The organism is Streptomyces sp. NPDC058289, from assembly GCF_042880975.1.
GTDB classification, from domain to species: Bacteria; Actinomycetota; Actinomycetes; order Streptomycetales; family Streptomycetaceae; genus Streptomyces; species Streptomyces stoeckheimensis.
Window position 1 is genome coordinate 61,383 of the sequence record NZ_JBHVYI010000008.1, and the last position, 23,905, is coordinate 85,287.

The following is a 23,905-nucleotide window of genomic DNA, read 5'->3' on the forward strand; positions in this document are numbered from 1 at the left end:
GGAACTGTGGCGAACAAAAACATCCCCGACCCCGGTTTCTCCGACGACGACGGCTCCGCCGATCCCCGGCTGAGCGCGGCCCTGGCCGCCTGGGCCGTGGACAGAGCCAAGGAGCCGGAGGTGCTGGCGGCCCTGAGGGACGCCCGCCTGCTGGTTCCCGTCGTCGCGGTCCTCGGCGAGGTCGAGACCGACCCCGAGACCGGACTCAAGCGCGAGAAGACCAGCGACATGGCCGTCCCCACCCTGCGGGCGGGGGACCGGCGGGCGCTGCCCGCCTTCACCTCCATCGCCTCGCTGGCCCTGTGGGACCCGGCCGCCCGCCCGGTGGCGGTGCCGCTGCACCAGGCGCTGGCCGCCGCCGCGCACGAGAAGGCCGACACCATCGTCCTCGACCTGTCCGGACCGGTCCCGTACCAGCTCGCGGGCCCCGCGCTGCTCGCGCTCGCCGAGGGCCGCACGGACGCCGGTCCGCTCGCCGACCCCGCCGTGCGCGAGGCCGTCCGAGCCGTCGTGACCGCCGAACCGGCCGTACTCGGTGCCCACCTGGGCCCGGGCGGCGCGGACGCCGACGGAACCCTGGCGATCGTGCTGGCGGCCGGCCCGCAGGCCGCGGCGGCGGCCCGCCGGGTGGCCGAGGCCCTGGCGGCCGACGAGACCCTGCGCGCACGCCTCGTAGGCGGACTGGACCTGGCGCTGCTCCCGGAGGGGGCCCCGGTCCCGCCGGGCGAGCCGCTCTTCACGCGCTGACCCCCGCAACGCACGAGGGCGCCTCCCGACATCGGGAGGCGCCCTTCCTGCTGCTTCCGCAGGTGCGCGTACTGCTTGCCGGAGTTACGCGTACACGGGACCCGTGAACTTCTCGCCCGGGCCCTGCCCCGGCTCGTCCTGCACCAGCGAGGCCTCGCGGAAGGCCAGCTGGAGGGACTTCAGGCCGTCGCGCAGCGGGGCGGCGTGGAAGGAGCTGATCTCGGTGGCGCTCGCGGTGACCAGCCCGGCCAGGGCGGTGATCAGCTTGCGGGCCTCGTCGAGGTCCTTGTACTCGGAGTCCGGCTTGTCCAGGCCCAGGTTGACCGCTGCCGCACTGAGCAGGTGGACGGCCACCGTGGTGATGACCTCGACGGCCGGCACGTCCGCGATGTCGCGGGTCAGGTCGTCGTAGTCGGGAGCGGCCGGGGATGCAGAGGTGGAACCGGAGGGCGTCGCGTCAGTCATGTGCCCCACGATATGCCGTGCGGCGGGCTTGCAACGCGGGTGCTAGTATGTACTTCGACCGGCCGGACACTTATGTGCCCGGCCCACAAGTGGAGGCTCCGATTCTCCCACCCAGCCGCCCTCACGGGAGGCGGGTCACCGGTCAGGTGGTATCCATCGTTCCGTACGGACGATGGAAAGCTGCCCGATTTTGCGCCCCGCGGTTCGCACGCGACGGTGCTCCGGTTGTATTGGAGCCCTCGCCTGTGCCCGGCGGGGCTTTTTTCATTCCCCGCCGCGGTCGGTCTGACGGAAAAACGTCAGCGGCTGTCCTCCAGGCAGCCGTGTGGTGCTACCGAGGAGGATCCATCAGCACCGAGCCCCGCATCAACGACCGGATTCGCGTTCCCGAGGTACGACTCGTCGGCCCGAGTGGCGAGCAGGTCGGCATCGTGCCGCTTGCCAAGGCGCTCGAGCTCGCGCAGGAGTACGACCTCGACCTGGTCGAGGTCGCGGCGTCCGCACGCCCGCCGGTCTGCAAGCTCATGGACTACGGCAAGTTCAAGTACGAGTCGGCCATGAAGGCCCGTGAGGCGCGCAAGAACCAGGCGCACACGGTCATCAAGGAAATGAAGCTCCGGCCGAAGATCGACCCGCACGACTATGACACCAAGAAGGGTCACGTCGTTCGGTTCCTCAAGCAGGGCGACAAGGTCAAGATCACGATCATGTTCCGTGGTCGCGAGCAGTCCAGGCCGGAACTCGGCTACCGACTGCTGCAGCGTCTCGCTTCGGACGTCGAGGACCTCGGGTTCATCGAGTCGAACCCGAAGCAGGACGGCCGAAACATGATCATGGTTCTCGGTCCGCACAAGAAGAAGACCGAGGCGATGGCCGAAGCCCGCGAGGCGCAGGCCGCCCGCAAGGCCGAGCGCCAGGGTGAGCGTGCCAGCGACGAGAGTGGTGACGAGGCCCTGGCCGCCGACGCCGCGCTCGAGGCGGAGAACGCTGCACTCGAAGCCGAGGACGTGGACGTGGAGGACGCTTCCGACGAAGCGGCCGAGGCGACCGACGCGGCCGAGGCCGGCACCGACGAGGCAGCCGCCTCGGACGAGGCCTCTACACAGGCCTGATTCCGAGGCAGCCCGTCTCGGATCACCGATACAACATGACGCTCCCGCGAGCCGGCCCCCACCAGGGCCGGTGGGGGCGCCACCGACGAGGAGATAACGGCGCCATGCCGAAGAACAAGACGCACTCCGGGACCAAGAAGCGCTTCAAGATCACCGGCACCGGCAAGGTGCTCCGTGAGCGCGCCGGCAAGCGCCACCTGCTCGAGCACAAGTCGTCCCGTGTCACCCGCCGCCTGACCGGCACCGCGGAGATGGCCCCCGGCGACGCCGCGAAGATCAAGAAGCTTCTCGGCAAGTGACGTCCTCCGCTCCCCTTCCGGGAGCGGGAGCACGTCAAGACCGGGACCCCATCGAATTCGGGTCGTGTGAAGTCATCCACGGCCCCGCTACAAGGAGTACAAAGTGGCACGCGTCAAGCGGGCAGTAAACGCGCACAAGAAGCGCCGGGCAATCCTCGAGGCGGCCAAGGGCTACCGCGGTCAGCGTTCGCGCCTGTACCGCAAGGCCAAGGAGCAGGTCACCCACTCCCTGGTCTACAACTTCAACGACCGCAAGAAGCGCAAGGGCGACTTCCGTCGGCTGTGGATCCAGCGCATCAACGCTGCTGCCCGCCAGAACGGCATGACGTACAACCGCCTCATCCAGGGTCTTAACGCCGCCAACATCGAGGTGGACCGCAAGATCCTCGCCGAGCTGGCCGTCAACGACGCCAACGCGTTCGCCGCGCTGGTCGAGGTCGCGCAGAAGGCCCTCCCGGCCGATGTCAACGCCCCGAAGGTCGCTGCCTAAGCAGCACGCCCTCAAGGCTGCAGTAACTTGCCCGGACCCGCAGGCCTCGCGCCTGCGGGTCCGGTGCGTTGAACACCGAGTTCGACTGAGTTCCACCCGCTGTACGTACGGAAGCGAGCCGACCGCCATGGGCACCCCCGCCGAGCTGATCTCCCCCCGGTCCACCCGGGTGGCCGCCGCCAGGCGCCTGGCGCGGCGCAATTTCCGCACCAAGGAGCGCCGCTTCATCGCCGAGGGCCCGCAGGCCGTGCGCGAGGCCGTGGAGCACCGCGGCGCCGGCGGCGAGTCCACGCTGATCGAGCTGTTCGCGACCGTGGAGGCCGCCGAGCGCTACGCCGACATCGTCGACGCCGCGTACGCCGCCGGAGCCCGCGTCCACTACGCCTCCGACGAGGTGCTCGCGGAGGTCTCGCAGACCGTCACCCCGCAGGGCCTGGTCGGCGTCTGCCACTTCCTGGACTCCCCGTTCGAGGAGATCCTGAAGGCGCGGCCCAAGCTCGTCGCCGTCCTCGCGCACGTCCGCGACCCCGGCAACGCCGGTACGGTGCTGCGCTGCGCGGACGCCGCCGGAGCCGACGCGGTCGTGCTGACCGACGCCTCCGTGGACCTGTACAACCCCAAGTCGGTACGCGCCTCCGTGGGTTCCCTCTTCCACCTCCCGGTGGCCGTCGGCGTGCCCGTGGAGCAGGCCGTCGAGGGGTTGCGCGCGGCCGGCGTACGGATCCTCGCCGCCGACGGGGCCGGCACGGACGACCTCGACGCCGAGCTCGACGCGGGCACCATGGGCACCCCCTCGGCCTGGATCTTCGGCAACGAGGCATGGGGCCTGCCCGAGGAGACCAGGGCGCTCGCCGACGCGGTCGTACGGGTTCCGATCCACGGAAAGGCCGAGAGCCTGAACCTCGCCACGGCCGCCGCCGTGTGTCTGTACGCCTCCGCGCGTGCACAGCGGGCGCCCGGAGGGTGCCGCTCCGTGACCCCCAGCTAGTAATGTGGCGGCCCGGGGGGCCCACTGTGGTACTCGGAGATGTGGGGTACGGGGACATGACCGTCGGTACGAACAGCTCGCCAGGTGCCGCCAAGGCGGCCGGTGCACCGGTCCTGGCGACCGTGCCCCAGCTGGCCGCCCCCGCCGCCCGGGTGCCCGTACAGCAGCCCCAGGGAGCCGCCGCCCCGCCCCCGCAGGCCCGGACCGCGCCCGCGAGCCCCGTAGGCCCCGTAGGTCCCGTCCCAGAGGGGCCGGGGCCCGACGCGCCGGAGGATGCGGACGGGCACGGCGGGTACGGCGCGCTCGGGATCGATCCCGACGACCTGCCCGACGGGCTGGTCATCGCCGACGCCACCGGCCGGGTCATCTGCTTCAACTCCGCCGCCGCCCGGATCACCGCCCTCGTGGCGGGCGAGGCCCTCGGCCTGGGCATCGAGCGCGCCCTCCCGCTGGAGGACCTCGAAGGCCGCCGCTGGTGGGCGCTGACCGACCCCTACGGAGGCCTCGCCACCCGGCGCGGACAGCCCGAGCGCAACCTGCTGCTCCCCGGCGGCCGCGAGGTGCTCGTCTCCGCCCGGTACGTGCGCACCCACCCCAAGGGGCCGGTGCGCCGGCTCGTGGTCACCCTGCGGGGCACCGAGGCCCGGCGGCGCACCGAGCGCAGCCATGCCGAGCTGATCGCCACCGTCGCGCACGAGCTCCGCTCCCCGCTCACCTCCGTGAAGGGGTTCACGGCGACCCTGCTCGCCAAGTGGGAGCGGTTCACCGACGACCAGAAGCGCTTGATGCTGGAGACCGTCGACGCCGACGCGAACCGTGTCACCCGGCTCATCGCCGAGCTCCTGGACATCTCCCGCATCGACTCGGGCCGCTTGGAGGTGCGCCGCCAGCCGGTCGACATCTCCACGGCCGTGGGACGCCACGTCCAGGCGCTCACCGCGAACGGGCAGGCCCCGGAGCGGTTCCTGGTCAGTGTGAGCCGACCGCTGCCCGACCTGTGGGCGGACCCGGACAAAATTGACCAGATCCTCGGCAACCTGCTCGAAAATGCGGTGCGCCACGGCGAGGGAACCGTCACCATCGACGTGACGCCGACCAGCTTCGCGAACGCCGCGGGGAAGACCGAGAAGGGAACCGCCGTCACCGTGACCGACGAGGGCCCCGGAATCCCCGAAGAGTCGATGAAGCGCGTCTTCACCCGCTTCTGGCGGGGCAGCAAGCGCGGCGGCACCGGCCTGGGCCTCTACATCGTCAAGGGCATCGTGGAAGCCCACGGCGGCACCATCACGGTCGGCCGCGGCCCCGGCGGCGGCGCCGAGTTCCGATTTATCCTGCCCGTCGGCGCCCCGGCGTACCTCACGCAGTAGCCCTGCGGAGCGTCTCGCCAGGCGGCCCACGGGCCCCTTCACCCCCAGCGACCTTTAGACTCGACCTTTGGCACCTTTGTGTCCTTGTGCCGAGCGCGTCCTGCGCGTCGCGCGGGGGACCCACCAGCCAGCCATCGGAAGTACGGGAAGAGATGTCGGCACCGAACAAGTCGTACGACCCTGTCGAGGTCGAGGCACTGAAACCGGAAGAGATCGAGCGCATGCGGGACGAGGCGCTCGCCGCCTTCGCCGCCGCCGGCGACCTCGACGAACTTCGCGAGGCGAAGACCGCGCACATGGGCGACCGCTCGCCCCTGGCGCTCGCCAACCGAGAGATCGGCGCGCTGCCCCCGCAGGCCAAGGCCACGGCGGGCAAGCTCGTGGGCCAGGCCCGCGGCGCCGTGAACAAGGCGTTCGGGGCCCGCACGGTCGCGCTCGAAGCCGAGCGCGACGAGCGGGTGCTGGTCGAGGAGGCGGTGGACGTCACGCTGCCCTACGACCGCGTGCCCGCCGGCGCCCGGCACCCCCTGACCACGCTGATGGACCGCATCGCGGACATCTTCGTGGCCATGGGGTACGAGGTCGCGGAGGGCCCCGAGGTCGAGGCGGAGTGGTTCAACTTCGACGCCCTCAACTTCACGCCCGACCACCCCGCGCGCCAGATGCAGGACACCTTCTTCGTCCGGGGGCCGGAAGGCACCGAGGGCGACGAGTCCGGAGTCGTGCTGCGCACCCACACCTCCCCGGTGCAGGCGCGCTCGCTGCTGGAGCGCAAGCCCCCCGTCTACATCGTGTGCCCGGGGCGGGTGTACCGCACCGACGAGCTCGATGCGACGCACACCCCGGTCTTCCACCAGGTCGAGCTCCTCGCCGTGGACGAGGGCCTGACCATGGCGGACCTCAAGGGCACCATGGACCACATGGTCCAGGAGCTGTTCGGCGAGGGCACCACCACGCGCCTGCGCCCGCACTTCTTCCCCTTCACCGAGCCGTCCGCCGAGATGGACATGCAGTGCTACGTGTGCCGCGGCGAGTCGGTGGGCAACCCCGACCGCCCGTGCCGTACCTGCTCCAGCGAGGGCTGGATCGAGCTCGGCGGCTGCGGCATGGTCAACCCGAAGGTGCTCATCGCCTGCGGTGTGGACCCGGAGAAGTACAGCGGGTTCGCCTTCGGCTTCGGCATCGAGCGGATGCTGATGTTCCGCCACAACGTAGAAGACATGCGAGACATGGTCGAGGGTGACATCCGTTTCACCCGGCCGTTCGGGATGGAGATCTGATGCGGGTCCCGCTTTCTTGGCTGCGGGAGTACGTCGACCTCCCCGCGGGTGAAACCGGTCGCGACGTCGCGGCCAAGCTCGTCGACGCCGGCCTGGAGGTCGAGACCGTCGAGCAGCTCGGCGGCGGGCTCAAGGGCCCGCTCGTCGTCGGCCAGGTGCTGACCATCGAGGAGCTCGAAGGCTTCCGCAAGCCGATCCGCTTCTGCACGGTGGACGTCGGCTCGGCCAACGGCACCGGCGAGCCGCAGGAGATCGTCTGCGGCGCCCGGAACTTCTCCGTCGGCGACAAGGTCGTCGTGGTGCTGCCCGGCGCGGTGCTGCCCGGCGACTTCGCGATCGCCGCGCGCGAGACGTACGGCCGCACCTCCCACGGCATGATCTGCTCCGGCGACGAACTGGGCATGGGCGACGACGGCACGCACGGCATCATCGTGCTGCCCCACGAGCACGAGGTCGGCACCGACGCGATCAAGCTCCTGGAGCTCGTCGACGAGGTCCTCGACATCGACATCACCCCGGACCGCGGCTACTGCATGTCCATGCGCGGTGTGGCCCGCGAGGCCGCCACCGCGTACGGCCTGCCGCTGCGCGACCCGGCGCTGCTCGACGTGCCCGCGCCGAACTCGTACGGCTACGCCGTCAAGGTCGACGACCCGCAGGGCTGCGACCGCTTCACCGCGCGCACGGTGACCGGCCTCGACCCCGAGGCGCGCTCCCCGATCTGGCTCACGCGCCGCCTCCAGAAGGCGGGCATGCGCCCGATCTCGCTCGCCGTCGACATCACCAATTACGTGATGCTCGAGCTCGGCCAGCCGCTGCACGCCTACGACCGTTCGCGGATCGACGGCGCCATCGGCGTCCGCCGGGCCGAGCAGGGCGAAGAGCTGACCACCCTCGACGGCGTCAAGCGCAAGCTCGACTCCGAGGACCTGGTGATCACCGACAACAGCGGCCCGATCGGGCTCGCCGGTGTCATGGGCGGTGCCAACACCGAGATCGCCGACTCCGTCACCACTGTGTTTGATCCCTCTGGCTCGACGGGCGCCGTCACCGGCACCACCGACGTGGTCGTGGAGGCCGCGCACTTCGACTCCGTGTCGATCTCGCGCACCGCCCGCCGCCTCAAGCTGTCCTCCGAGGCGTCCAAGCGCTTCGAGCGCGGCGTCGACCCGCAGGCCGCCGCCGCTGCCGCGCAGCGCACCGTCGACCTGCTCGTGCTGCTCGCGGGCGGCACGGCCGAGGCTGGCGTCACCGAGCTCACCGCCCCGGGTGCCCCGCGCACCATCGCGATGAGCGCGGACCACCCCGACAAGGTCGCGGGCATGGACTACGGCCGGGAGACCGTCGTACGCCGCCTGCAGGAGGTCGGCTGCGACGTCTACGGCCAGGACGAGCTCGTCGTCACCACGCCCTCGTGGCGGCCCGACCTCGCCGAGCCCAACGACCTCGCCGAGGAAGTCATCCGGCTGGAGGGCTACGGGAACCTTCCCTCCACCCTCCCGCAGGTGCCCTCCGGCCGCGGTCTGACCGCCCGGCAGCAGCTGCACCGCCGGGTGGGCCGCGCGCTGGCCGGCGCGGGCTACGTCGAGGCGCTCAGCTACCCGTTCCTGGGCGAGGCGGTCTTCGACCAGCTCCAGCTGTCCGCGCACGACGCCTCCCGCCAGGTCGTCAAGCTGGTCAACCCGATCTCCGACGAGGAGCCGGCGCTGCGCACCACGCTGCTGCCGGGTCTGCTCGGCGCGCTGCGCCGCAACGACAGCCGGGGCAGTCACGACCTCGCCCTCTTCGAGACCGGCTCGGTCTTCCGGGCCGCCGCGCAGCCGGGCGTCGCCGTACGCCTCGGCGTCGACCGGCGTCCCACCGACGAGGAGATCGCCACCCTGAACGCGGCCCTGCCCGCGCAGCCGCGCTACGCCGCGGTCGTGCTCGCCGGTGCCCGCGAGCAGGCCGGCTGGTGGGGCAAGGGCCGTCCGGCCGACTGGGCCGACGCGGTCCAGGCGGCGCGCTCGCTGGCCGTCGAGGCCGGTGCGGAGCTCGTCGTGCGCCAGGGCCAGTACGGACCCTGGCACCCGGGCCGCTGCGCCGAGCTGCTCGTCACCCTGGACGGGGTGGAGACGGTCATCGGCCACGCCGGTGAGCTGCACCCGCGCGTGGTCAAGGCGATGGGCCTGCCGGCCCGCACCAGCGCCATGGAGCTCGACCTGGACCGCCTCGCGGCGGCCGGCGGCGAGGCCCTCCAGGCGCCCCGGATCTCCTCCTTCCCGGTGGCGACCCAGGACGTCGCGCTGATCGTGGACGCGTCGGTGCCGGCTTCGGCCGTCGAGGACGCGCTGCACAAGGGCGCCGGTGAACTGCTGGAGTCCCTGCGGCTGTTCGACGTGTTCGAGGGCGAGCAGGTCGGCGAAGGCAAGAAGTCCCTCGCGTACGCGCTGCGCTTCCGCGCGGCCGACCGCACGCTGACCGCCGAGGAGTCCACGGCGGCCCGCGACGCGGCGGTCGCCCTGGCGGGCGAGCGCACGGGCGCGGTGCTGCGCGGCGCATAGCCGCTGCCGCTCGTCGTCGAGGGGGTGCATCCCGGTTCCGGGGTGTGCCCCCTCGCGTGCGTCAGCCGGTGCCGGGAGCTCCCGCCGCTCCCTTGAACGCGGGTGCGAGAGCCTGTTCGGGTGTGAGGCCGAAGTCGAGACCGGTGCCGTAGACCGCCATGCCGAGGGCCTGGAACATCGGCGGAGGTGTGATGGCGTTGGGGTTCTTGGTGGACACCACCTCGATCGCCGTCCGGAGCGTGGGCGAGTACATGGCGGTGGACTCGTAGCCGGCGAAACTTCCTTCTCCCCCGATGAACCCGCCGGACTCGACGAATCCCAGTCCGTACCGCCACGTGCCGGGCCCGTTGTAGTTCCCCGCGAAGACGAAGGGGATCGTGTTCTTGGTCGCTTCGGCCCAGACGTCCGGCTTGAGCAGCGCGCCGGTCGCCAGGGCGCGGGACCAGATCCGCATGTCCGAGAGGGTCGAGACCATGGCTCCGTGTGCCCAGAGGCACGACGCCGGAATCGCCGTCGCGTCATCGGCGGCGGTGGGTGCCTGGGTGGGGCCCACGTCGCCCAGTCCGTACCCGTGGGTGAAGGGCTCGCTGAGGCCGTTGCCCGTTGTCGGGAGGAGGGTGCGGCGCAGTCCGAGCGGTCGGGCGATGCGCTGCTGGACCGCGGTGCTCAGGTTCTGGCCGCCGGCCAGCTCCACGACGCGGCCGAGCAGGTTGTAACCGTAGTTGCTGTACGACCACTTGGTGCCGGGGGGAGCGACAGGGGGGAACTTCGCCTCGGCCTCCAGGAGCTCCTCGACGGTGCAGCCGGTCGGGATCTTCGCCTGGACGGTGGGCGACGTGAAACCGTCCGCGAGGCCGCTGGTGTGGTTGAGGAGCTGGCGGATCGTGATCCGGTCCCCGTTGGGGACGCCGGCCACCCACGTGGAGATGTGGTCCTCAAGGGCGACCTTCCCCTCTCCCACCAGTTGCAGGACGAGGTTGGCGGTGAACGTCTTGGTCTGGCTCGCGATCTTGAACTGCATGTCGGTTCGAAGGGGGGCTCCGGTCGCGAGGTCGGCGACGCCGGTGGCGCTGACGAAGGTTCCCTTCGGGCTCCAGATGCCGACCAGGACGCCCGGGGTGCGGTTCGTGTCCTGGAACCGGCGGACGATTCGTCTGACCTCGGCTTCGGTCGGCGCGTCGAGAGCGGCACCGTCGCCGTCGCTGCCGCTCGACACCGCGATGTCACCGTGCGACCCGCAGGCCGGTACTGCCAGGACGCCGGCCAGGACCAGGGCGCCCAGCAGACGTCTCGTGCACTGGCCCATTGGTTCACGGCTCCCGCGTGTCGGCCTGTCCGGTTCAGGCGAGCGAGCACGCCTGCCTGCGGCCAGCATCGCGCGGAGGGTGGACGGGCGCACCCCGGCCACGCCCGTCGGAGGACGGCCGGTCCCCTGAGGGACGGGTCCGCAGGAGGGGCGCGGACGTCCGTGCGGCTGGGGCGCGGACGTCCGCGCCGGTATCGGGGAACTCGCGGGCCGGAGGGGGGACCACGCGGGCCGGGCCCGGTGGGTGGGCCCGGCGCGCGCTCGGTCCGGCTCGGCCGGGGCCCGGCGACCAACCAGGACCCGGCGGAGCCGAAGCGCGCCGCCCGCCTGCCGTGGAGTGTCGGGCAGACAACAGGACGGGCGGCGCGGTTGACGGGTCGTCGCACTGTACGAGGGGGAGCCGACGACCCGAGCTACCTCTTGGCGAGGCCCTTAAGTGAAGCGCTCCGGGGGACCCCGGCGGCAGGGTGCGTATCGCATTTATGCGCGTACTCCGTTCACACCCCGTGTGAAGCGCGCACCCACTAGCCTGGATCCGACGAGCCCTTGGAGGGGCCCATGCAGCCCAATGCACTGCTCGATGCCCTCCTCGCCGAGGCGGGCATGTCCCACGCCGGACTCGCCGCGCACGTGAACCAGGCGGGCCGCACCCGCGGACTCGCCCTGAGGTACGAACACACCGCCGTGACCAGGTGGTTGAAGGGCCAGCGCCCGCGCGGTCAGGTCCCGGACCTGATCTGCGAGGTGATCGGGGGCCGGCTGCGGCGGCCGCTCTCCCTCGACGACGTCGGGTTCGGGCTGCCCGGTCAGCCCGCCGACGCCAACGGGTCCCCGCTGAGCGGCTTCGTCGACCGGGCGGCGGCCCTGTGGCGCTCCGACGGCAACGGCCGGCAGCCCCTCGACGCCGGGGCCCTCACCGGTACCCCCGCGGTGATGCCCGTGTGGGAGTGGGAGAACCCGCCCGAGGACGCGGACGTGTCCCGCGCGGGGCCGACCCGCGTCGGACCCGAGCACGTGGAGATCCTCAAGGCTGCCCGCGCGCACTACGAGCTGATGTACCGCAGGGCCGGCGGCGTGGCCACCCGCGACCGGGTCGTCCGCTTCCTCGGCACCGAGACCGCCCCGATGCTGCGCGGCAGTTACTCGGACGGGCTGGGCCGCAGCCTGCACCGGGCCGGCGGCTCCTTGGTGGCCGTGGCGGGCATCTGCGCGTACGACTCGGACGCGCACGGGCTGGCCCAGCGCTACTTCCACCAGGCGCTGCGGCTGGCCAAGGCGAGCGGGGACCGGGGGCTCGGTGCCTATGTGATCGCGTTGATCGTCAACCAGTGCCTGCACCTACGGGAGTTCCGCCAGGCCGTGGCCTTCGCCGAGGCGGCCCTGCGCGCCGCGGGACGGCACACCACCCCGGCCCTGGCCGCGGACCTGTACGCCATGCAGGCCAAGGCGTACGCGCAACTCGGCGATACGGCGGCCGCGTTGGCCTGCATCCGCAAGGCCGAGGCGGCGGCGGAGCGGATCCGGCCCGGCACGGAGCCGGACGAGACGGGGTACGTACAGCCCGGGCTGGTCAACGTACAGGTCGCGGAGGCGCTGCTCGGTCTGGGCGATCTGCGGGCGGCCCGGGAGCAGGCTTCGGCCGCGGTCGGGACCCCGGCGCACGACCGGGGCCGGGTGCACCGGCTCGCGATGCTGTGCGAGATCCAGCTGCGCCAGGGCGAGGCCGATCAGGCGGTGGCCTCGGCGGCCGAAATGGCCGAGCGGGCCAAGGGGATGGAGTCGCTGCGCCTGCGCGACCGGCTGCGGGCGGTCCGGGAACAGCTGCTGACCAGCGGTTGTTCGGGGGCGCAGGACACGGCCGAGCTCATCGACGGGGCGCTGCGCGTTCCGCTGTGACATCCCCCGTGGCGTTCTCTGCGCCGCCCTTTGCGCGTTCCCCTGGGCCGGGGTGAACTGCTGCCATGTTGCCACCTACTCGATCGGAAGGTGGCAGAACCGTGCAGTGGATGAACCTGAGTGAGCAAACCGTGTACACGAACCGCTGGTTCGACGTGAATCTCGCCGATGTGGAGCTCCCCGACGGCCGGCACCTGGACCACTTCGTCATCCGGCTGCGGCCGGTCGCCGTCGCCACGGCCGTCAACGCGGCCAACGAGGTGCTGCTGTTGTGGCGCCACCGCTTCATCACCGACAGCTGGGGCTGGGAACTGCCCGCCGGGGTCGTCGAGGACGGGGAGTCCGTGGAGCGGGCGGCCGCCCGCGAGATGGAGGAGGAGTCGGGCTGGCGGCCCGGACCCCTGCACCACCTGATGACCGTCGAGCCGTCCAACGGGCTGACCGACGCCCGCCACCACCTCTACTGGGCTGACGGGGCCACGTACGTGGGCCACCCCGAGGACGACTTCGAGTCCTCGCGCCGCGAGTGGGTACCGCTCAAGCTGGTCCCCGACATGATCGCGCGCGGCGAGATCCCGGCCGCCAACATGGCGGCCGGGCTGTTGCTGCTGCACCACCTGCGGCTCGGCTGAGCCGCCCCGCGGCTGCCCGCGGCCGACCGCAAGGGCCGGCCGTACGGGTCAGCCGTACGGGTCAGCCGTACGGGTAGAAGCCCGAGCCGGTCTTGCGGCCGAGGCGGCCGGCGTCGACCATGCGCTGGAGCAGCGGGGGAGCCGCGTACAGGGGCTCCTTGAACTCCGCGTACATCGAGTCGGCCACCGAGGCCACCGTGTCCAGACCGATGAGGTCCGCGAGCTTCAGCGGGCCCATCGGGTGGGCGCAGCCCAGCTCCATGCCGTTGTCGATGTCCTCGCGGCTCGCGATGCCCGACTCGAACATCCGGATCGCGGACAGCAGGTACGGGATCAGGAGCGCGTTGACGACGAAGCCGGATCGGTCCTGGGCGCGGATGGCGTGCTTGCCCAGCGCGCCCCCGACCAGGGCCTCGGCGCGCTTGATGGTCTCGTCGCTCGTCGTCAGCGCCGGGATCAGCTCGACGAGTTGCTGCACCGGGGCCGGGTTGAAGAAGTGGATGCCGATGACCTGGTCGGGCCGCGAGGTCGCGACGGCCAGCTTGACCAGCGGGATCGAGGAGGTGTTGGAGGCGAGGATCGCGTCCGGGCGGGTGACCACTTGGTCGAGGACCTGGAAGATCTCCGTCTTGACCTGCTCGTTCTCGACGACCGCCTCGATGACGAGGTCGCGGTCGGCGAACTCGCCGAGATCGGTGGTGAACGACAGGCGGGCCAGGGTCGCGTCCCGCTCCTCCTCGCTGATCTTGCCGCGTTCGGCGGCCCTGGTCAGAGAGGTGTGCAGCCGGGTCCGCCCGAGCTCGAGGGCCTCGCCGGTGGTTTCGGCGACCATCACCTCGAGCCCGCTCCGGGCGAACACCTCCGCGATGCCCGCGCCCATCTGGCCACAGCCCACTACGCCGACGCGTGCGATGTCGTCTGGGAGGTCCGTCACATCGTGCCTTTCGCTGCTCTCCATCGCGGGTCCCCCGTACTCGTGCAGTGGTAACTGCGTTCCGGCGCCCGCCACGCCCCCCGACGTTACCCCCGTCCTTCCCCGGCGTGGCGGGCCGGGGCGGGCATGCTGGGCGGACACGAGGCAATGTCACGGAGCGGAACGGAGTCGTCACATGGCGTCCATCGGGAGGCGGGGAATGCTGGCCGCAGCGGCCGGGGTGTTGGCGGCGGTGGCGGCGGCCCCCGCGAGAGCGGCCGGGCCGCCGGAGGCGGGCGGGGCCGGTGGGAAGGCGCGGGCGGGGGCGGCGGACACGGCGGCGTTCCGCGGGATGTGGGTCGCCTCCGTGCAGAACGTGGACTGGCCCTCGCAGAGCGGGCTGTCCGCGCGGGAGCAGCGCGCCGAGCTGCTGGACCTCCTCGACACCGCCGTCGCCCGCCGCCTCAACGCGGTGATCCTCCAGGTCCGGCCGACCGCCGACGCGATGTGGCCCTCGGCGCGCGAGCCCTGGTCGCAGTGGCTCACCGGCGAGCAGGGGGTCGACCCCGGCTGGGACCCGCTCGGCACGGCGGTCGCCGAAGCGCACGCCCGGGGGCTGGAACTGCACGCCTGGTTCAACCCGTACCGGGTGGCCAACCACACCGACCGGAGCCTGCTCGCACCCGGGCACCCGGCCCGCCGCAACCGCGGCTGGACCGTGCCGTACGGCGGCAAGCTGTACTACAACCCCGGGCTGCCGGAAGTCCGCCGCTTCGTACAGGACGCCATGCTGGACGCCGTCGCCCGCTACCCCCTGGACGGGGTGCACTGGGACGACTACTTCTACCCGTACCCCGTCGAGGGCCGCGATTTCGACGACGACGCTGCCTACGAGCAGTACGGCCGGGCCTTCGCGACCCGCGCCGACTGGCGCCGCCACAACACCGACACCCTGGTCCGCGAGATGTCCGAGCGGCTGCGGGCGCTGCGCCCCGCGACGCGCTTCGGCATCAGCCCCTTCGCCGTCTGGCGCAACTCCGACCGCGATCCCCTCGGTTCGCCGACCCAGGCGGGCGTCGGCACGTACGACGACCTGTACGCGGACACCCGCAAGTGGGTGCGCGAGGGCTGGATCGACTACATCGTGCCCCAGGCGTACTGGCAGATCGGCCACCCGGCCGCCGACTACGCCGCCATCGTCCCCTGGTGGGCGCGGACCGTCGCCGGCACCCGCGTCCAGCTCTACGTGGGGGAGGCGCTGTACCGCTGCGACGCGGAAAGCTCCACCGCCGCCTGGCGCGATCCGCGCGAGCTGTCCCGGCACCTGCGGTTCGCCGCCGGATACCCGGAGGTCCGCGGCCACGTCTACTTCTCCGCGAAGCAGGTGGACGCGGACCCCAACGGGGCGATGGCCCGGGTGGTCGCCGACCACTATCCGACGGCGGTGGCCGTGCCACCGCGCTGACCAGGCCGTCTTCTAGGGGCAGCCCGTCACTGGTCGTGGTCGGCGGGGTGCTTCACGATGCAGTCGGGGCCGGGGGACATGACTGCCTCGTGTCCGTCCGTGAAGCGGACGCGGTAGGGAGGGGTGCCGTTCTCTCCCAGGACCTGGGTGATCTCACCGACCTTGTCGTGCTGGCCCACGATCCTGCCGTGCTGAACCAGCTGGTCGCCCTCGGTCGCGCGCATGCTGACCTCCTCGGTGGCGGTCCGATCCGGTGTTAGCAGTTTAGGTCGTTCAGCCTCTTTTTGGCCCCTCGGGCCGCTGCGTCACCGCGATGCAGACGAGCACCGCGCAGGCGGCGACGGGCGCGGCCGGGGACAGGTGCTCGCCGAGCAGTAGCACCGACCACAGCAGGGTCAGCAGCGGCTGGGCGAGCTGGAGCTGGCTCGCGCGGGCCGCGCCGATCTCGGCCATGCCCCGGTACCAGACGAAGAGGCCGAGGAAGGAGGAGCCGACCGCCACCCAGACCAGCCCGGCCACTCCGCGGCCGGTCAACTCGACCGGTTCGTACGCGAGCCCGAGCGCGGAGCCGGCCAGGCCGATGGGCAGGCACAGCACCAGCGCCCAGGCGATCACCTGCCAGCCGGGCAGCAGCCGGGCAAGGCGCCCGCCCTCGGTGTACCCGGCCGCGCACACCAGCAGCGCGGCGAAGAGGAAGGCGTCTCCCGCCGAGAGGGCGCCGCCGCTCTGGGCCACGGTGAAGCCGAGGACGACGACCGCTCCGGCGACGGCCGCGGCCCAGAACCGCCGCGAGGGCCGGGCTCCGGTGCGCAGCGAGGAGACGACCGCCGTGGTGAGCGGGAGCAGCCCGACCACCACGGCGGCGTGCGAGGTGGTGGAGGTCTGCAGGGCCAGGGTGGTGAGCAGGGGGAAGCCGACGACGACGCCGCCGGCGACGACCGCCAGCCCCGCCCAGTGGGCGCGGGCCGGCACCGGGACGCGCAGGGCCAGCAGGAAGGCGCCGGCCGTCAGGCCCGCCAGCAGACAGCGCAGGCCGAACAGGGACCACGGGCCGAAGCTCTCCAGGCCCCAGGCGGTGCCGGGGAAGGTCAGCGAGAAGGTGACGACTCCGGCCGCGGCGAGGGTGGTGCCCCCGAGGGCGGGCCGGCGGGCGCCGATTCCTCGAACTGCTATCGCGTTGGGGAGAGTAGCGCTATTCTGTGCTGTCATGTACGAGCGTAGCAGTGTGGCGGAACTGGCGGAATCCCTTCGAGTCGAGATGGACCGCTACTCGGTGGGTGGAAAGCTCCCGTCGAGCAGGGCCCTGGTCGAGCAGTACCGGGTCAGTCCCGTCACCGTCTCCCGGGCCCTCGCCCAGCTCGCCGCCGAAGGTCTGGTCGTCACCCGCCCCGGAGCCGGGGTCTACCGCGCGCAGCCCCGTACGCACACCCAGGAGCTCGGCGACACCTCGTGGCAGGCCGTCGCCCTGAGCGCCGAGGACTCCGGCGAGGTGGTCCCGCGCTCCGTGGACGCCTCCGGGGTGCTGGTCACCCTGGCCGCCCCGCCCGCCGGGGTCATCCCGCTGCACAGCGGCTACCTGCACGAGGCGCTCCAACCCGAGCGGGCCATGGCGGCGGCCCTCGCCCGGGCCGGCCGGCGGCCCGGGGTGTGGGGTCGGCCGCCCGTGGAGGGGCTGCCGGAGCTGCGGGACTGGTTCGCGCGGGAGATCGGCGGGGCGGTCGCGGCCGCGGACGTGCTGGTGACCGCGGGCGGCCAGAGCGCGCTCGCCACCGCACTGCGGGCGCTCGCCCCGCCCGGGGCGCCGATCCTCGTGGAATCCCCGACCTACCCGGGGCTGCTGGCCCTCGCGCGGGCCGCCGGCTGCCGGCCGGTACCCGTCCCGGTGGATGCGGACGGGGTCCGACCGGAGCTGCTGGCCGCCGCCTTCGAAGCGACCGGGGCGCGGGTGTTCGTATGTCAGCCGCTGTTCCAGAACCCGACCGGGACCGTGCTGTCCGGCGAGCGGCGGGGAGAGGTCCTGCGGATCGCGCGCGCCGCCGGGGCGTTCGTGCTGGAGGACGACTACGCGCGGTCCCTGGCCCACGAGGACTCGGGCCCGCTGCCCGCGCCGCTCGCCGCCGAGGACCCGGACGGGGTGGTCGTCCACGTGCGGTCCCTGACCAAGGTCACCTCACCCAGCCTGCGCGTGGGCGCGCTGGCGGCCCGCGGCCCGGTCTTCGACCGGCTGCGCGCCATCCAGGTCGTGGACAGCTTCTTCGTGCCCCGGCCCCTCCAGGAGGCCGCCCTGGAACTGGTGGGCGCACCCGCCTGGCCGCGCCACCTCAAGACCGTGGCCGCCGAACTGCGCCACCGCCGGGACGTCCTCACGGGGGCCCTGCGGCGGGAGCTGCCGGAGCTGGAGGTGCCCCATCCGCCGCGGGGCGGCTACCAGTTGTGGGCGCGGCCCGGCGGGGGCGACGACGACGCGGCCTTCGTGGCGGCCGCCCTGCGGGCCGGGGTCGCGGTCGCGCCGGGACGGCCGTACTTCTGCGCGGAACCGCCCGCTCCGTTCGTCCGGCTGAGCTTCGCCGGGGTGTCCGGCGCGGGTGAATTGACCGAGGCCGTCCGGCGGCTGCGGTCCGGGCTTCGTCTCGACGCTTGACCCCGTACGGCACGCGGATCACCATCGCCGCATGCATGTTCGGGTTTCGCTAGTCGCAGCAGCCCGTAGTACCTCGCTGCTCGCCGAGCGCTTCGACGACGACCGCCCCCTCGACGTGGACGGCTGGCGCGCGGTGGAATCCGCCGCGCGCGGGCTCGTACCGCTGGGCTCGGCCGAGCTCCGCTACTGTTCGCCGACCTCGCGCAGCCGGGCCACCGGTACCGCCCTCGGCTACGCCCCGATGGCGCAACCCGCCCTGCGGGAGTGCGACATGGGTTACTGGCGCGGGCTCACCCTGGCCGAGGTGGCGGCCCGGGATCCCGCGGCCGTGGACCTCTGGCTGACCGATCCGCGCGCCGCGCCGCACGGCGGGGAGTCCCTGCTCGCCTTCATCGCCCGGATCGGCGGCTGGCTCGACACCCGGCCCGCCGACGACGGGGGAGCGATCGTGGCGGTGGCGGAGCCGTCGGTGGTCCGGGCGGCGCTCGTGTACGCCCTGAACGCACCGCCGCTGACCTACTGGAACGTGGACGTCCGCCCCCTGTCCACGCTCACCCTCGCCGGCCGGCCGCGGAGCTGGCACCTCTCCCTCCAGGCGCCCGTCTGAACCGGTTAAATCGCTTGAGGTGCAGGTGGGGCGTGCCTAGCCTGCGGGCATGGACGAGATCACGGACATCGGCGGCGCGGGCATACGGATCACCACGCTCGCGGAGCGGCCCGAACTGGCGGCCCGGCTCTGGGACATGAAGGACTCGTGGCCCGAGTTCGCCCAGCACGACGCGCTGGCCTGGCTGCTGTACCCGCGGATGGTGGCCGAGTTCCCGGAGTACGTCCTGATCGGCACGGACGGCGACGCGGTGGTCGCCCGGGGCTTCAGCGTGCCCTTCGCGCAGCACGCGCCGGGCCGCGAAGGGGCGCTGCCCGCGCAGGGCTGGGACCGGATCCTGATGTGGGCCTTCTCCGACCTGCGGCGCGGGGTCGAGCCCGACACCGTGAGCGCGATCGAGATCAGCATCGCTGTCGACCGGCAGGGCGAGGGCCTGTCCGGCCGGATGCTCGCCGCGATGCGGGAGACCGCCCGCGCGCGCGGCTTCACCGAGGTGGTGGCGCCGGTCCGGCCCAGCGGAAAGCCGGCCGAGCCGGACACCTCGATCCACGAGTACGCGTACCGCACCCGCGAGGACGGTCTCCCGTACGACCCGTGGCTACGGGTCCACGTGCGTGCGGGCGGCGTCATCGACTCGGTGGCCCCGCTGTCGATGACGATCACCGGCTCCCTCGCCGAGTGGCGGGAGTGGACGGGCCTGCCCTTCGACACGGCCGGTCCGGTCCGGGTCCCGGGCGCCCTGTCCCCGGTCCACTGCGAACCGGAGCAGGGCTTCGCGGTCTACGTGGAGCCGAACGTCTGGGTCCGGCACTCGCTGGGGACGCTCGGCTAGTCGCCTAGAGGAGCGCGATCGGGGCGGTGGCGGAGGAGGGGAGGTAGATCCCGCCGATGCCCGCGTAGGTGGCCCGGTAGCCGCGCAGGAGTTCGTCCAGCGGGATGGTCAGCCGGGCCGGGGTGTCGCAGCGGGCGGCTCCGAACTGGTCGGTGACGGCGGTGCACAGGGTCCGGCCGCCGACGGTGGTGAAGGTGACCGGTACGCCGTCCAGTCCGGCCGGGGCGTCCGCGATCCGCACGGTGGTGCTGAGGTTCTTGACCCCGAAGAGCAGCCCGTTCAGCTTCGCCGGACCGGCCGTGGTGAGCGTGGCCACGGCGGGCCGGACCAGCTCGGGCGCCTCGCAGAGCTGGGTGCCGGGAGCGTAGACCTGTCCGGTGGGGCAGGCCACGACGGTGGCGACCCCGCCCGCGCACTGGACGTAGAACCGCTGGTCCTGCAGTCGCGGCAGCCGCCCGGTGGCGCCGCCGGCGCACGAGCCCTCGACGGCGCTCGCGGGTGCGGCCCCCACTCCCAGCGCGAGGAGCGCCCCGGCGGCCAGCGCGGCGAACGAGGCCCGTCCCTTGCCGGCCCGCCCTTTGCCGGACGGTCCCTTGCCGATACGTAACACCCTTGCCCCCAGCTCACTCACTGTGACGAAATGAATACGAAGTGACTATAGGGACGCGTGTGTGGCGGGCGCAACGCTCTCGGGGCATCGCCAAGGAGTGCGAATATCCGCTAGCTTGAACGCGTTCAAGTCGAGTGGGTGCGGCCGGAGGGGGCGGGCATGGCGGGGATCCTGTCGCCCGGCCGGGGAGCGGCCGACGGCGCCGTCCGGGCGCGCAGGGCGCGGGCCGCCCACCCGTGGCAGCAGCGGATCGCGCTGGTCGCGCTGATCCTCCCGGTGCCGCCCGTGGTGGAGATGCTCAAGGCGGGGCTGTCGCCGTTCGTGCTGGTCGCCCCGGTCCTCCTGCTCGCGGCGCCCACGGCCCTGCGCGCACACCGGGCCCGGTTCATGACCTCGTGCGGGGTCCTCGCGGTCGTGCTGTTCGGGTGGTCGCTCGTCGGCATCCTGGAGGGGGCGTGGATCTTCCTGCCGTCGTCGCTGCTCCTGCTGTGCGCGAACTTCGCCGACCCGCGCGCCCACGCAACCCCGGCCACGGTCTTCAGCTTCGCCGCCGTGGCCGTCGCGGTGCTGCCCGCGATCGGCTCGCTGGCGGCCCTCGTCCACCTGCTCGGCGGCTGAGCCGAGCGGGAGATCACGCCCGAGGGTCGGTTCGGGGGCCTAGCGGTTCCAGGCCCTAGCGGCCCCGGGGCTTTCCGCGCTTGCCGGTGGACTTGGCCGTGGCCTTGCCGCCCTTGGGGGCCCCGGACCGCGGGTTCTTGGCGGCCGGCTTGCCTCCCGAGCGGGGGGCCGGCTTCCGCGTCGGCTTCGCCTTCTTCTGCTCGGGCTCGGGCTGGGTGCGGCCGCGTCCGCGCGAGCTGTTGACGGTCCGCCCGCGCACGATCCCGATGAACTCCTCGACCAGGTCGGGAGTCTCGTCCGCCTCCGGCCACGACAGCGCGACACGCGACTCGGGAGCGTCCAGCAGGGTCCGGTACGTGAGGTCCTTGCGGTGGTGCAGCCGCGCGAGCGACTGGGGCACGACCAGCACCCCGATGCCCGCGGCCACCAGCTCGATCGCGTCGGCCGTGGTCTCCGGGCGCTGGAGCGCGGCCTTGCCCGGCAGCTGCTCCCACTCGAGGGTGTCGTCCAGCGGGTGGAGCACGATGTCGTCGGCCAGCTCCGCGATCGACAGCTCCTCGACCGCGGCCATGACGTGGTCCTTCGGGATCACGACGACCGTGGTCTCGGTGTAGAGCGGGATCGCGCTGAGGTCCGTACGGTCGATCGGCAGCCGGACGAACCCGGCGTCGGCGCCGCCGCCGCGCAGCAGGGCGGGGGCTTCGGCCGGAGTGACCTGGACGAGGGTCAGCGCAACGTCGGGCAGGCGCTCCTTCCAGATCCGGACCCACTTCGTGGGAGTCACCCCGGGGACGTATGCGAGCTGGAACGACGGGGGGGTCCGGGAGTCTGTCACCCGGCCAGATTACCGGCCGTGGTCGGAGGTGGCGCACATGCTCGATACCCTTGACCTCATGACGTCGCACCAGACCACCCAGACCATGAAGCCCGCTACTGCGGCGAAGAAGCTGGGTGTGTACCTCGAGGCCACCCCCGCAGAGTTCCAGGAGGGTGTCGTCTCGCGCACCGAGCTGACCGCCCTCCAGGCCGAGCCGCCCCAGTGGCTGCAGGACCTCCGGAACAACGGCCCGCACCCCCGTCCGGTGGTCGCGTCGAAGCTCGGCGTCTCCATCGCCGGTCTGGCGCGCGGCGGTGTCACCGAGGCGCTCACCACGGAGCAGATCGAGGCCCTGAAGCAGGAGATGCCGGAGTGGCTCGCGAAGGAGCGCGCCACCCAGGCCGACGTCCGCAAGGAGACCGTCCGCATCAAGCAGATGCAGGCGGAGAAGGCCGAGAAGGCTGCCGAGAAGACCGAGAAGAAGTAGTCGCTCCTCGGCGGGCCCCCGGCCCTCTTGGCCCCCTGGGCCCGCACCGGCCGTGAGATGCTGGTGCGCGTGACGATCGAGGACCTGGTACGGCTGCGGCGCGCCCGGGACGTGATGGACCGCGACTACGCCGACCCGCTGGACGTACCGGCGCTGGCGTCCGTCGCCCTCATGTCGCCCGGGCACTTCTCCCGCAGCTTCCGGGCGGCCTTCGGGGAGACCCCGTACAGCTATCTGATGACCCGCCGCATCGAGCGGGCCAAGGCGCTGCTGCGCCGGGGCGACCTGAGCGTGACCGAGGTCTGCTTCGCCGTCGGATGCACCTCGCTGGGGTCGTTCAGTTCGCGCTTCACGGAGCTGGTCGGTGAGACCCCCAGCGCCTACCGGGCCCGCCGGCACGAGGCCGGCGCAGCCATCCCGGCGTGTGTCGCCAAGGTCTTCACCCGGCCCGTCCGGAACTCCGCGGGCAACGGGGGAGCGGGATCCGCGGCCGCGTCGTAGCGTCGGGGCATGACCATCAAGCTCTCGCAGTGCTTCATCGCCGTCGACGACCACGACAAGGCGCTCGCCTTCTACCGTGACGCCCTCGGCATGGAAGTGCGCAACGACGTCGCGTTCGAGGGGATGCGCTGGGTGACCGTCGGCTCGCCCGAGCAGCCCGACGTGGAGATCGTCCTCGAACCGCCGCTCGCCGACCCCGGCGCTTCGCCGGCCGACCGGCAGACGATGGCGGAACTGCTGGCCAAGGGCGTGCTGCGCGGGGTGATCTTCGCGACGGACGACGTGGACGCCACCTTCGAACGCATCCGGGCCGCCGGAGCCGAGGTGCTCCAGGAGCCCGTCGACCAGCCGTACGGGGTCCGCGACTGCGCCTTCCGCGATCCGGCCGGCAACATGCTCCGCTTCAACCAGCCCCGCAGCAGCTGACCCGCAGCAGTCGACTCGCAGTAGTCGACCCGGAGCCGCTGACCCCGTAACGGGCCCTCACCCGGCGGCGGCCCACCCCGGGATCGTCGGCAGCACCTGTTCGGCCACGCGCAGCACCACCGCGTCGTCGGGCACCCCGCCGTCGGAGCGCCACAGGGTCAGCTCGTAGGACCCGTTGCCGTCCTCCGGGTCCCGGGCCACCACGAGGCTGCGGGTCGGAACTCCGGAGCCGCTGCTGGCATTGCTGCCGTCCAGGCTGAAGCTGATGCTGAGGGTGCGGTCCGAGTAGAAGGTGGCCGGGCGGCCCAGGACCGTCTGCGGCGGAGTGCCGTCTCCCAGGAACCTGGCCACGGTGGCGACCGTCAGTCCGTCGTAGGAGGCCCTCAGGTGGACCGTGTACGTATCGAGCTCGATCTCGCCCGAGGGGGTGTGGATCTCCTCGTCGCTGCCGACGGGCTTGAAAGTGCTGCCGCCGCCGTTCGCGTTCTTCACGGCCTCCCCGGGAGTGCCCAGCAGATCGGCGAGATCGGGACGGTGCAGCGCCGCGCACAGCTGGGCCCCGGAGACGTGCCCGGCCTCGACCTCCGCCTTCGCGGGCGTCTCCTCCGGCAGCCCGTGCGAGCAGGTGACGGGCTTCCGCTCGCCGCTCGAATTCACCGACTCCCCGGCCGCCCAGAGGCCGATTCCCATGGCCCCGATCAGGGCCACGGCCGTGAGGCCCTGGCCTATCGCCGCGCCCTTCGTGATCGTCCCGGCGTCTTCGCTCATGTCCCCCACCTGCTGTGATCCCCCGATATGTGCCCGGGGAACGTAACCCGTGATCATCGGGCGGACAAGGGAGTAACACTGGGGGAGTGACGCCG

At 72.4% G+C, this 23,905-nt stretch carries 26 protein-coding genes; 18 read left to right on the forward strand and 8 right to left on the reverse strand.

What is annotated here, in order from left to right:
- The first annotated feature begins 6 nt into the window (after nt 1-6).
- A complete protein-coding gene (locus ACFVX6_RS05875) occupies nt 7-747 on the forward strand; it encodes an SseB family protein (RefSeq protein ID WP_250740390.1) in 741 nt (246 codons plus the stop codon).
- An 84-nt stretch (nt 748-831) separates the two neighbouring features.
- Here the strand turns inward: ACFVX6_RS05875 and ACFVX6_RS05880 are convergent, their stop codons facing one another.
- Nucleotides 832-1,212 (reverse strand): DUF1844 domain-containing protein, encoded by a 381-nt coding sequence (locus ACFVX6_RS05880; protein WP_266910204.1) that lies wholly within the window; start codon nt 1,210-1,212, stop codon nt 832-834.
- 323 nt (nt 1,213-1,535) lie between these two features.
- Between ACFVX6_RS05880 and infC the strand changes: the two genes are divergently transcribed.
- The 7 genes from infC (at nt 1,536) to pheT (ending at nt 9,291) form a co-directional block, all read left to right on the forward strand.
- Complete coding sequence (infC, locus tag ACFVX6_RS05885; RefSeq protein WP_389688358.1) at nt 1,536-2,324, forward strand: translation initiation factor IF-3; 789 nt, start codon at nt 1,536-1,538, stop codon at nt 2,322-2,324.
- 104 nt (nt 2,325-2,428) lie between these two features.
- Nucleotides 2,429-2,623, forward strand: a complete 195-nt coding sequence (gene rpmI, locus ACFVX6_RS05890; RefSeq protein WP_389688360.1) for a 50S ribosomal protein L35 — start codon at nt 2,429-2,431, stop codon at nt 2,621-2,623.
- Nucleotides 2,624-2,726: 103 nt separating this feature from the next.
- A complete protein-coding gene (gene rplT / locus ACFVX6_RS05895; protein WP_214948116.1) occupies nt 2,727-3,113 on the forward strand; it encodes a 50S ribosomal protein L20 in 387 nt (128 codons plus the stop codon).
- A 127-nt stretch (nt 3,114-3,240) separates the two neighbouring features.
- On the forward strand, nt 3,241-4,101 hold the full coding sequence (locus ACFVX6_RS05900) for an RNA methyltransferase (protein ID WP_266910209.1): 861 nt from the start codon (nt 3,241-3,243) through the stop codon (nt 4,099-4,101).
- A gap of 56 nt (nt 4,102-4,157) precedes the next feature.
- Nucleotides 4,158-5,468: an ATP-binding protein gene (locus ACFVX6_RS05905; protein WP_389688362.1), complete on the forward strand. Its 1,311-nt coding sequence runs from the start codon at nt 4,158-4,160 to the stop codon at nt 5,466-5,468.
- Nucleotides 5,469-5,620: 152 nt separating this feature from the next.
- Nucleotides 5,621-6,748 (forward strand): phenylalanine--tRNA ligase subunit alpha, encoded by a 1,128-nt coding sequence (gene pheS / locus ACFVX6_RS05910; RefSeq protein ID WP_389688364.1) that lies wholly within the window; start codon nt 5,621-5,623, stop codon nt 6,746-6,748.
- Complete coding sequence (gene pheT / locus ACFVX6_RS05915) at nt 6,748-9,291, forward strand: phenylalanine--tRNA ligase subunit beta (RefSeq protein ID WP_389688366.1); 2,544 nt, start codon at nt 6,748-6,750, stop codon at nt 9,289-9,291. Before pheS ends, pheT begins: the two co-directional genes overlap by 1 nt.
- A gap of 61 nt (nt 9,292-9,352) precedes the next feature.
- Here the strand turns inward: pheT and ACFVX6_RS05920 are convergent, their stop codons facing one another.
- Complete coding sequence (locus tag ACFVX6_RS05920) at nt 9,353-10,597, reverse strand: serine hydrolase domain-containing protein (protein ID WP_389688368.1); 1,245 nt, start codon at nt 10,595-10,597, stop codon at nt 9,353-9,355.
- A 558-nt stretch (nt 10,598-11,155) separates the two neighbouring features.
- Here ACFVX6_RS05920 and ACFVX6_RS05925 point away from each other — a divergent pair.
- On the forward strand, nt 11,156-12,493 hold the full coding sequence (locus ACFVX6_RS05925; RefSeq protein ID WP_389688370.1) for a transcriptional regulator: 1,338 nt from the start codon (nt 11,156-11,158) through the stop codon (nt 12,491-12,493).
- A gap of 110 nt (nt 12,494-12,603) precedes the next feature.
- The gene (locus ACFVX6_RS05930; protein WP_284716918.1) at nt 12,604-13,125 is read left to right on the forward strand and encodes an NUDIX hydrolase; all 522 of its coding nucleotides are present in this window, start codon (nt 12,604-12,606) and stop codon (nt 13,123-13,125) included.
- Nucleotides 13,126-13,186: 61 nt separating this feature from the next.
- On the opposite strand, the gene ACFVX6_RS05935 is transcribed toward ACFVX6_RS05930, so the two are convergent.
- Complete coding sequence (locus ACFVX6_RS05935) at nt 13,187-14,083, reverse strand: 3-hydroxybutyryl-CoA dehydrogenase (protein WP_267814889.1); 897 nt, start codon at nt 14,081-14,083, stop codon at nt 13,187-13,189.
- Between the two features lie 175 nt (nt 14,084-14,258).
- Here ACFVX6_RS05935 and ACFVX6_RS05940 point away from each other — a divergent pair, with 175 nt between their 5' ends.
- Nucleotides 14,259-15,503 carry a glycoside hydrolase family 10 protein gene (locus tag ACFVX6_RS05940; protein WP_389688372.1) on the forward strand — a complete coding sequence of 415 codons (1,245 nt, stop codon included), beginning with the start codon at nt 14,259-14,261 and terminating at the stop codon, nt 15,501-15,503.
- A 26-nt stretch (nt 15,504-15,529) separates the two neighbouring features.
- Here ACFVX6_RS05940 and ACFVX6_RS05945 read toward each other — a convergent pair whose 3' ends face one another.
- The gene (locus tag ACFVX6_RS05945) at nt 15,530-15,727 is read right to left on the reverse strand and encodes a DUF1918 domain-containing protein (protein WP_266910225.1); all 198 of its coding nucleotides are present in this window, start codon (nt 15,725-15,727) and stop codon (nt 15,530-15,532) included.
- A gap of 49 nt (nt 15,728-15,776) precedes the next feature.
- Complete coding sequence (locus ACFVX6_RS05950) at nt 15,777-16,712, reverse strand: DMT family transporter (RefSeq protein WP_389688374.1); 936 nt, start codon at nt 16,710-16,712, stop codon at nt 15,777-15,779.
- Between ACFVX6_RS05950 and ACFVX6_RS05955 the strand changes: the two genes are divergently transcribed.
- The 3 genes from ACFVX6_RS05955 to ACFVX6_RS05965 are packed head-to-tail and all read left to right on the forward strand — an operon-like array spanning nt 16,711 to nt 19,583.
- Nucleotides 16,711-18,144, forward strand: coding sequence for a PLP-dependent aminotransferase family protein (locus tag ACFVX6_RS05955; RefSeq protein ID WP_389688376.1), 1,434 nt, complete (start codon nt 16,711-16,713; stop codon nt 18,142-18,144). The two genes, ACFVX6_RS05950 and ACFVX6_RS05955, sit on opposite strands and share 2 nt — an antisense overlap.
- Before the next feature lie 31 nt (nt 18,145-18,175).
- A complete protein-coding gene (locus ACFVX6_RS05960) occupies nt 18,176-18,751 on the forward strand; it encodes a histidine phosphatase family protein (protein WP_389688378.1) in 576 nt (191 codons plus the stop codon).
- A gap of 49 nt (nt 18,752-18,800) precedes the next feature.
- Nucleotides 18,801-19,583: an N-acetyltransferase gene (locus ACFVX6_RS05965; RefSeq protein ID WP_389688380.1), complete on the forward strand. Its 783-nt coding sequence runs from the start codon at nt 18,801-18,803 to the stop codon at nt 19,581-19,583.
- Nucleotides 19,584-19,587: 4 nt separating this feature from the next.
- On the opposite strand, the gene ACFVX6_RS05970 is transcribed toward ACFVX6_RS05965, so the two are convergent.
- Nucleotides 19,588-20,193: a carbohydrate-binding module family 14 protein gene (locus ACFVX6_RS05970; RefSeq protein ID WP_389688382.1), complete on the reverse strand. Its 606-nt coding sequence runs from the start codon at nt 20,191-20,193 to the stop codon at nt 19,588-19,590.
- 159 nt (nt 20,194-20,352) lie between these two features.
- Here ACFVX6_RS05970 and ACFVX6_RS05975 point away from each other — a divergent pair, with 159 nt between their 5' ends.
- Nucleotides 20,353-20,811: a hypothetical protein gene (locus ACFVX6_RS05975; RefSeq protein ID WP_389688384.1), complete on the forward strand. Its 459-nt coding sequence runs from the start codon at nt 20,353-20,355 to the stop codon at nt 20,809-20,811.
- Between the two features lie 55 nt (nt 20,812-20,866).
- On the opposite strand, the gene ACFVX6_RS05980 is transcribed toward ACFVX6_RS05975, so the two are convergent.
- Nucleotides 20,867-21,646: a LysR family substrate-binding domain-containing protein gene (locus tag ACFVX6_RS05980; RefSeq protein ID WP_389688386.1), complete on the reverse strand. Its 780-nt coding sequence runs from the start codon at nt 21,644-21,646 to the stop codon at nt 20,867-20,869.
- A 37-nt stretch (nt 21,647-21,683) separates the two neighbouring features.
- Between ACFVX6_RS05980 and ACFVX6_RS05985 the strand changes: the two genes are divergently transcribed.
- From ACFVX6_RS05985 to ACFVX6_RS05995, 3 genes are all read left to right on the forward strand, one after another.
- Entirely contained in the window at nt 21,684-22,115 is a 432-nt protein-coding gene (locus tag ACFVX6_RS05985; RefSeq protein WP_389688388.1) for a DUF5997 family protein, read from the forward strand.
- Nucleotides 22,116-22,184: 69 nt separating this feature from the next.
- Nucleotides 22,185-22,616 carry a helix-turn-helix domain-containing protein gene (locus tag ACFVX6_RS05990; RefSeq protein WP_389688390.1) on the forward strand — a complete coding sequence of 144 codons (432 nt, stop codon included), beginning with the start codon at nt 22,185-22,187 and terminating at the stop codon, nt 22,614-22,616.
- 9 nt (nt 22,617-22,625) lie between these two features.
- Nucleotides 22,626-23,042, forward strand: coding sequence for a VOC family protein (locus tag ACFVX6_RS05995; protein WP_389688392.1), 417 nt, complete (start codon nt 22,626-22,628; stop codon nt 23,040-23,042).
- A 57-nt stretch (nt 23,043-23,099) separates the two neighbouring features.
- Here ACFVX6_RS05995 and ACFVX6_RS06000 read toward each other — a convergent pair whose 3' ends face one another.
- Nucleotides 23,100-23,810, reverse strand: coding sequence for a DUF6215 domain-containing protein (locus ACFVX6_RS06000; protein WP_389688394.1), 711 nt, complete (start codon nt 23,808-23,810; stop codon nt 23,100-23,102).
- Nucleotides 23,811-23,905: the final 95 nt, after the last annotated feature.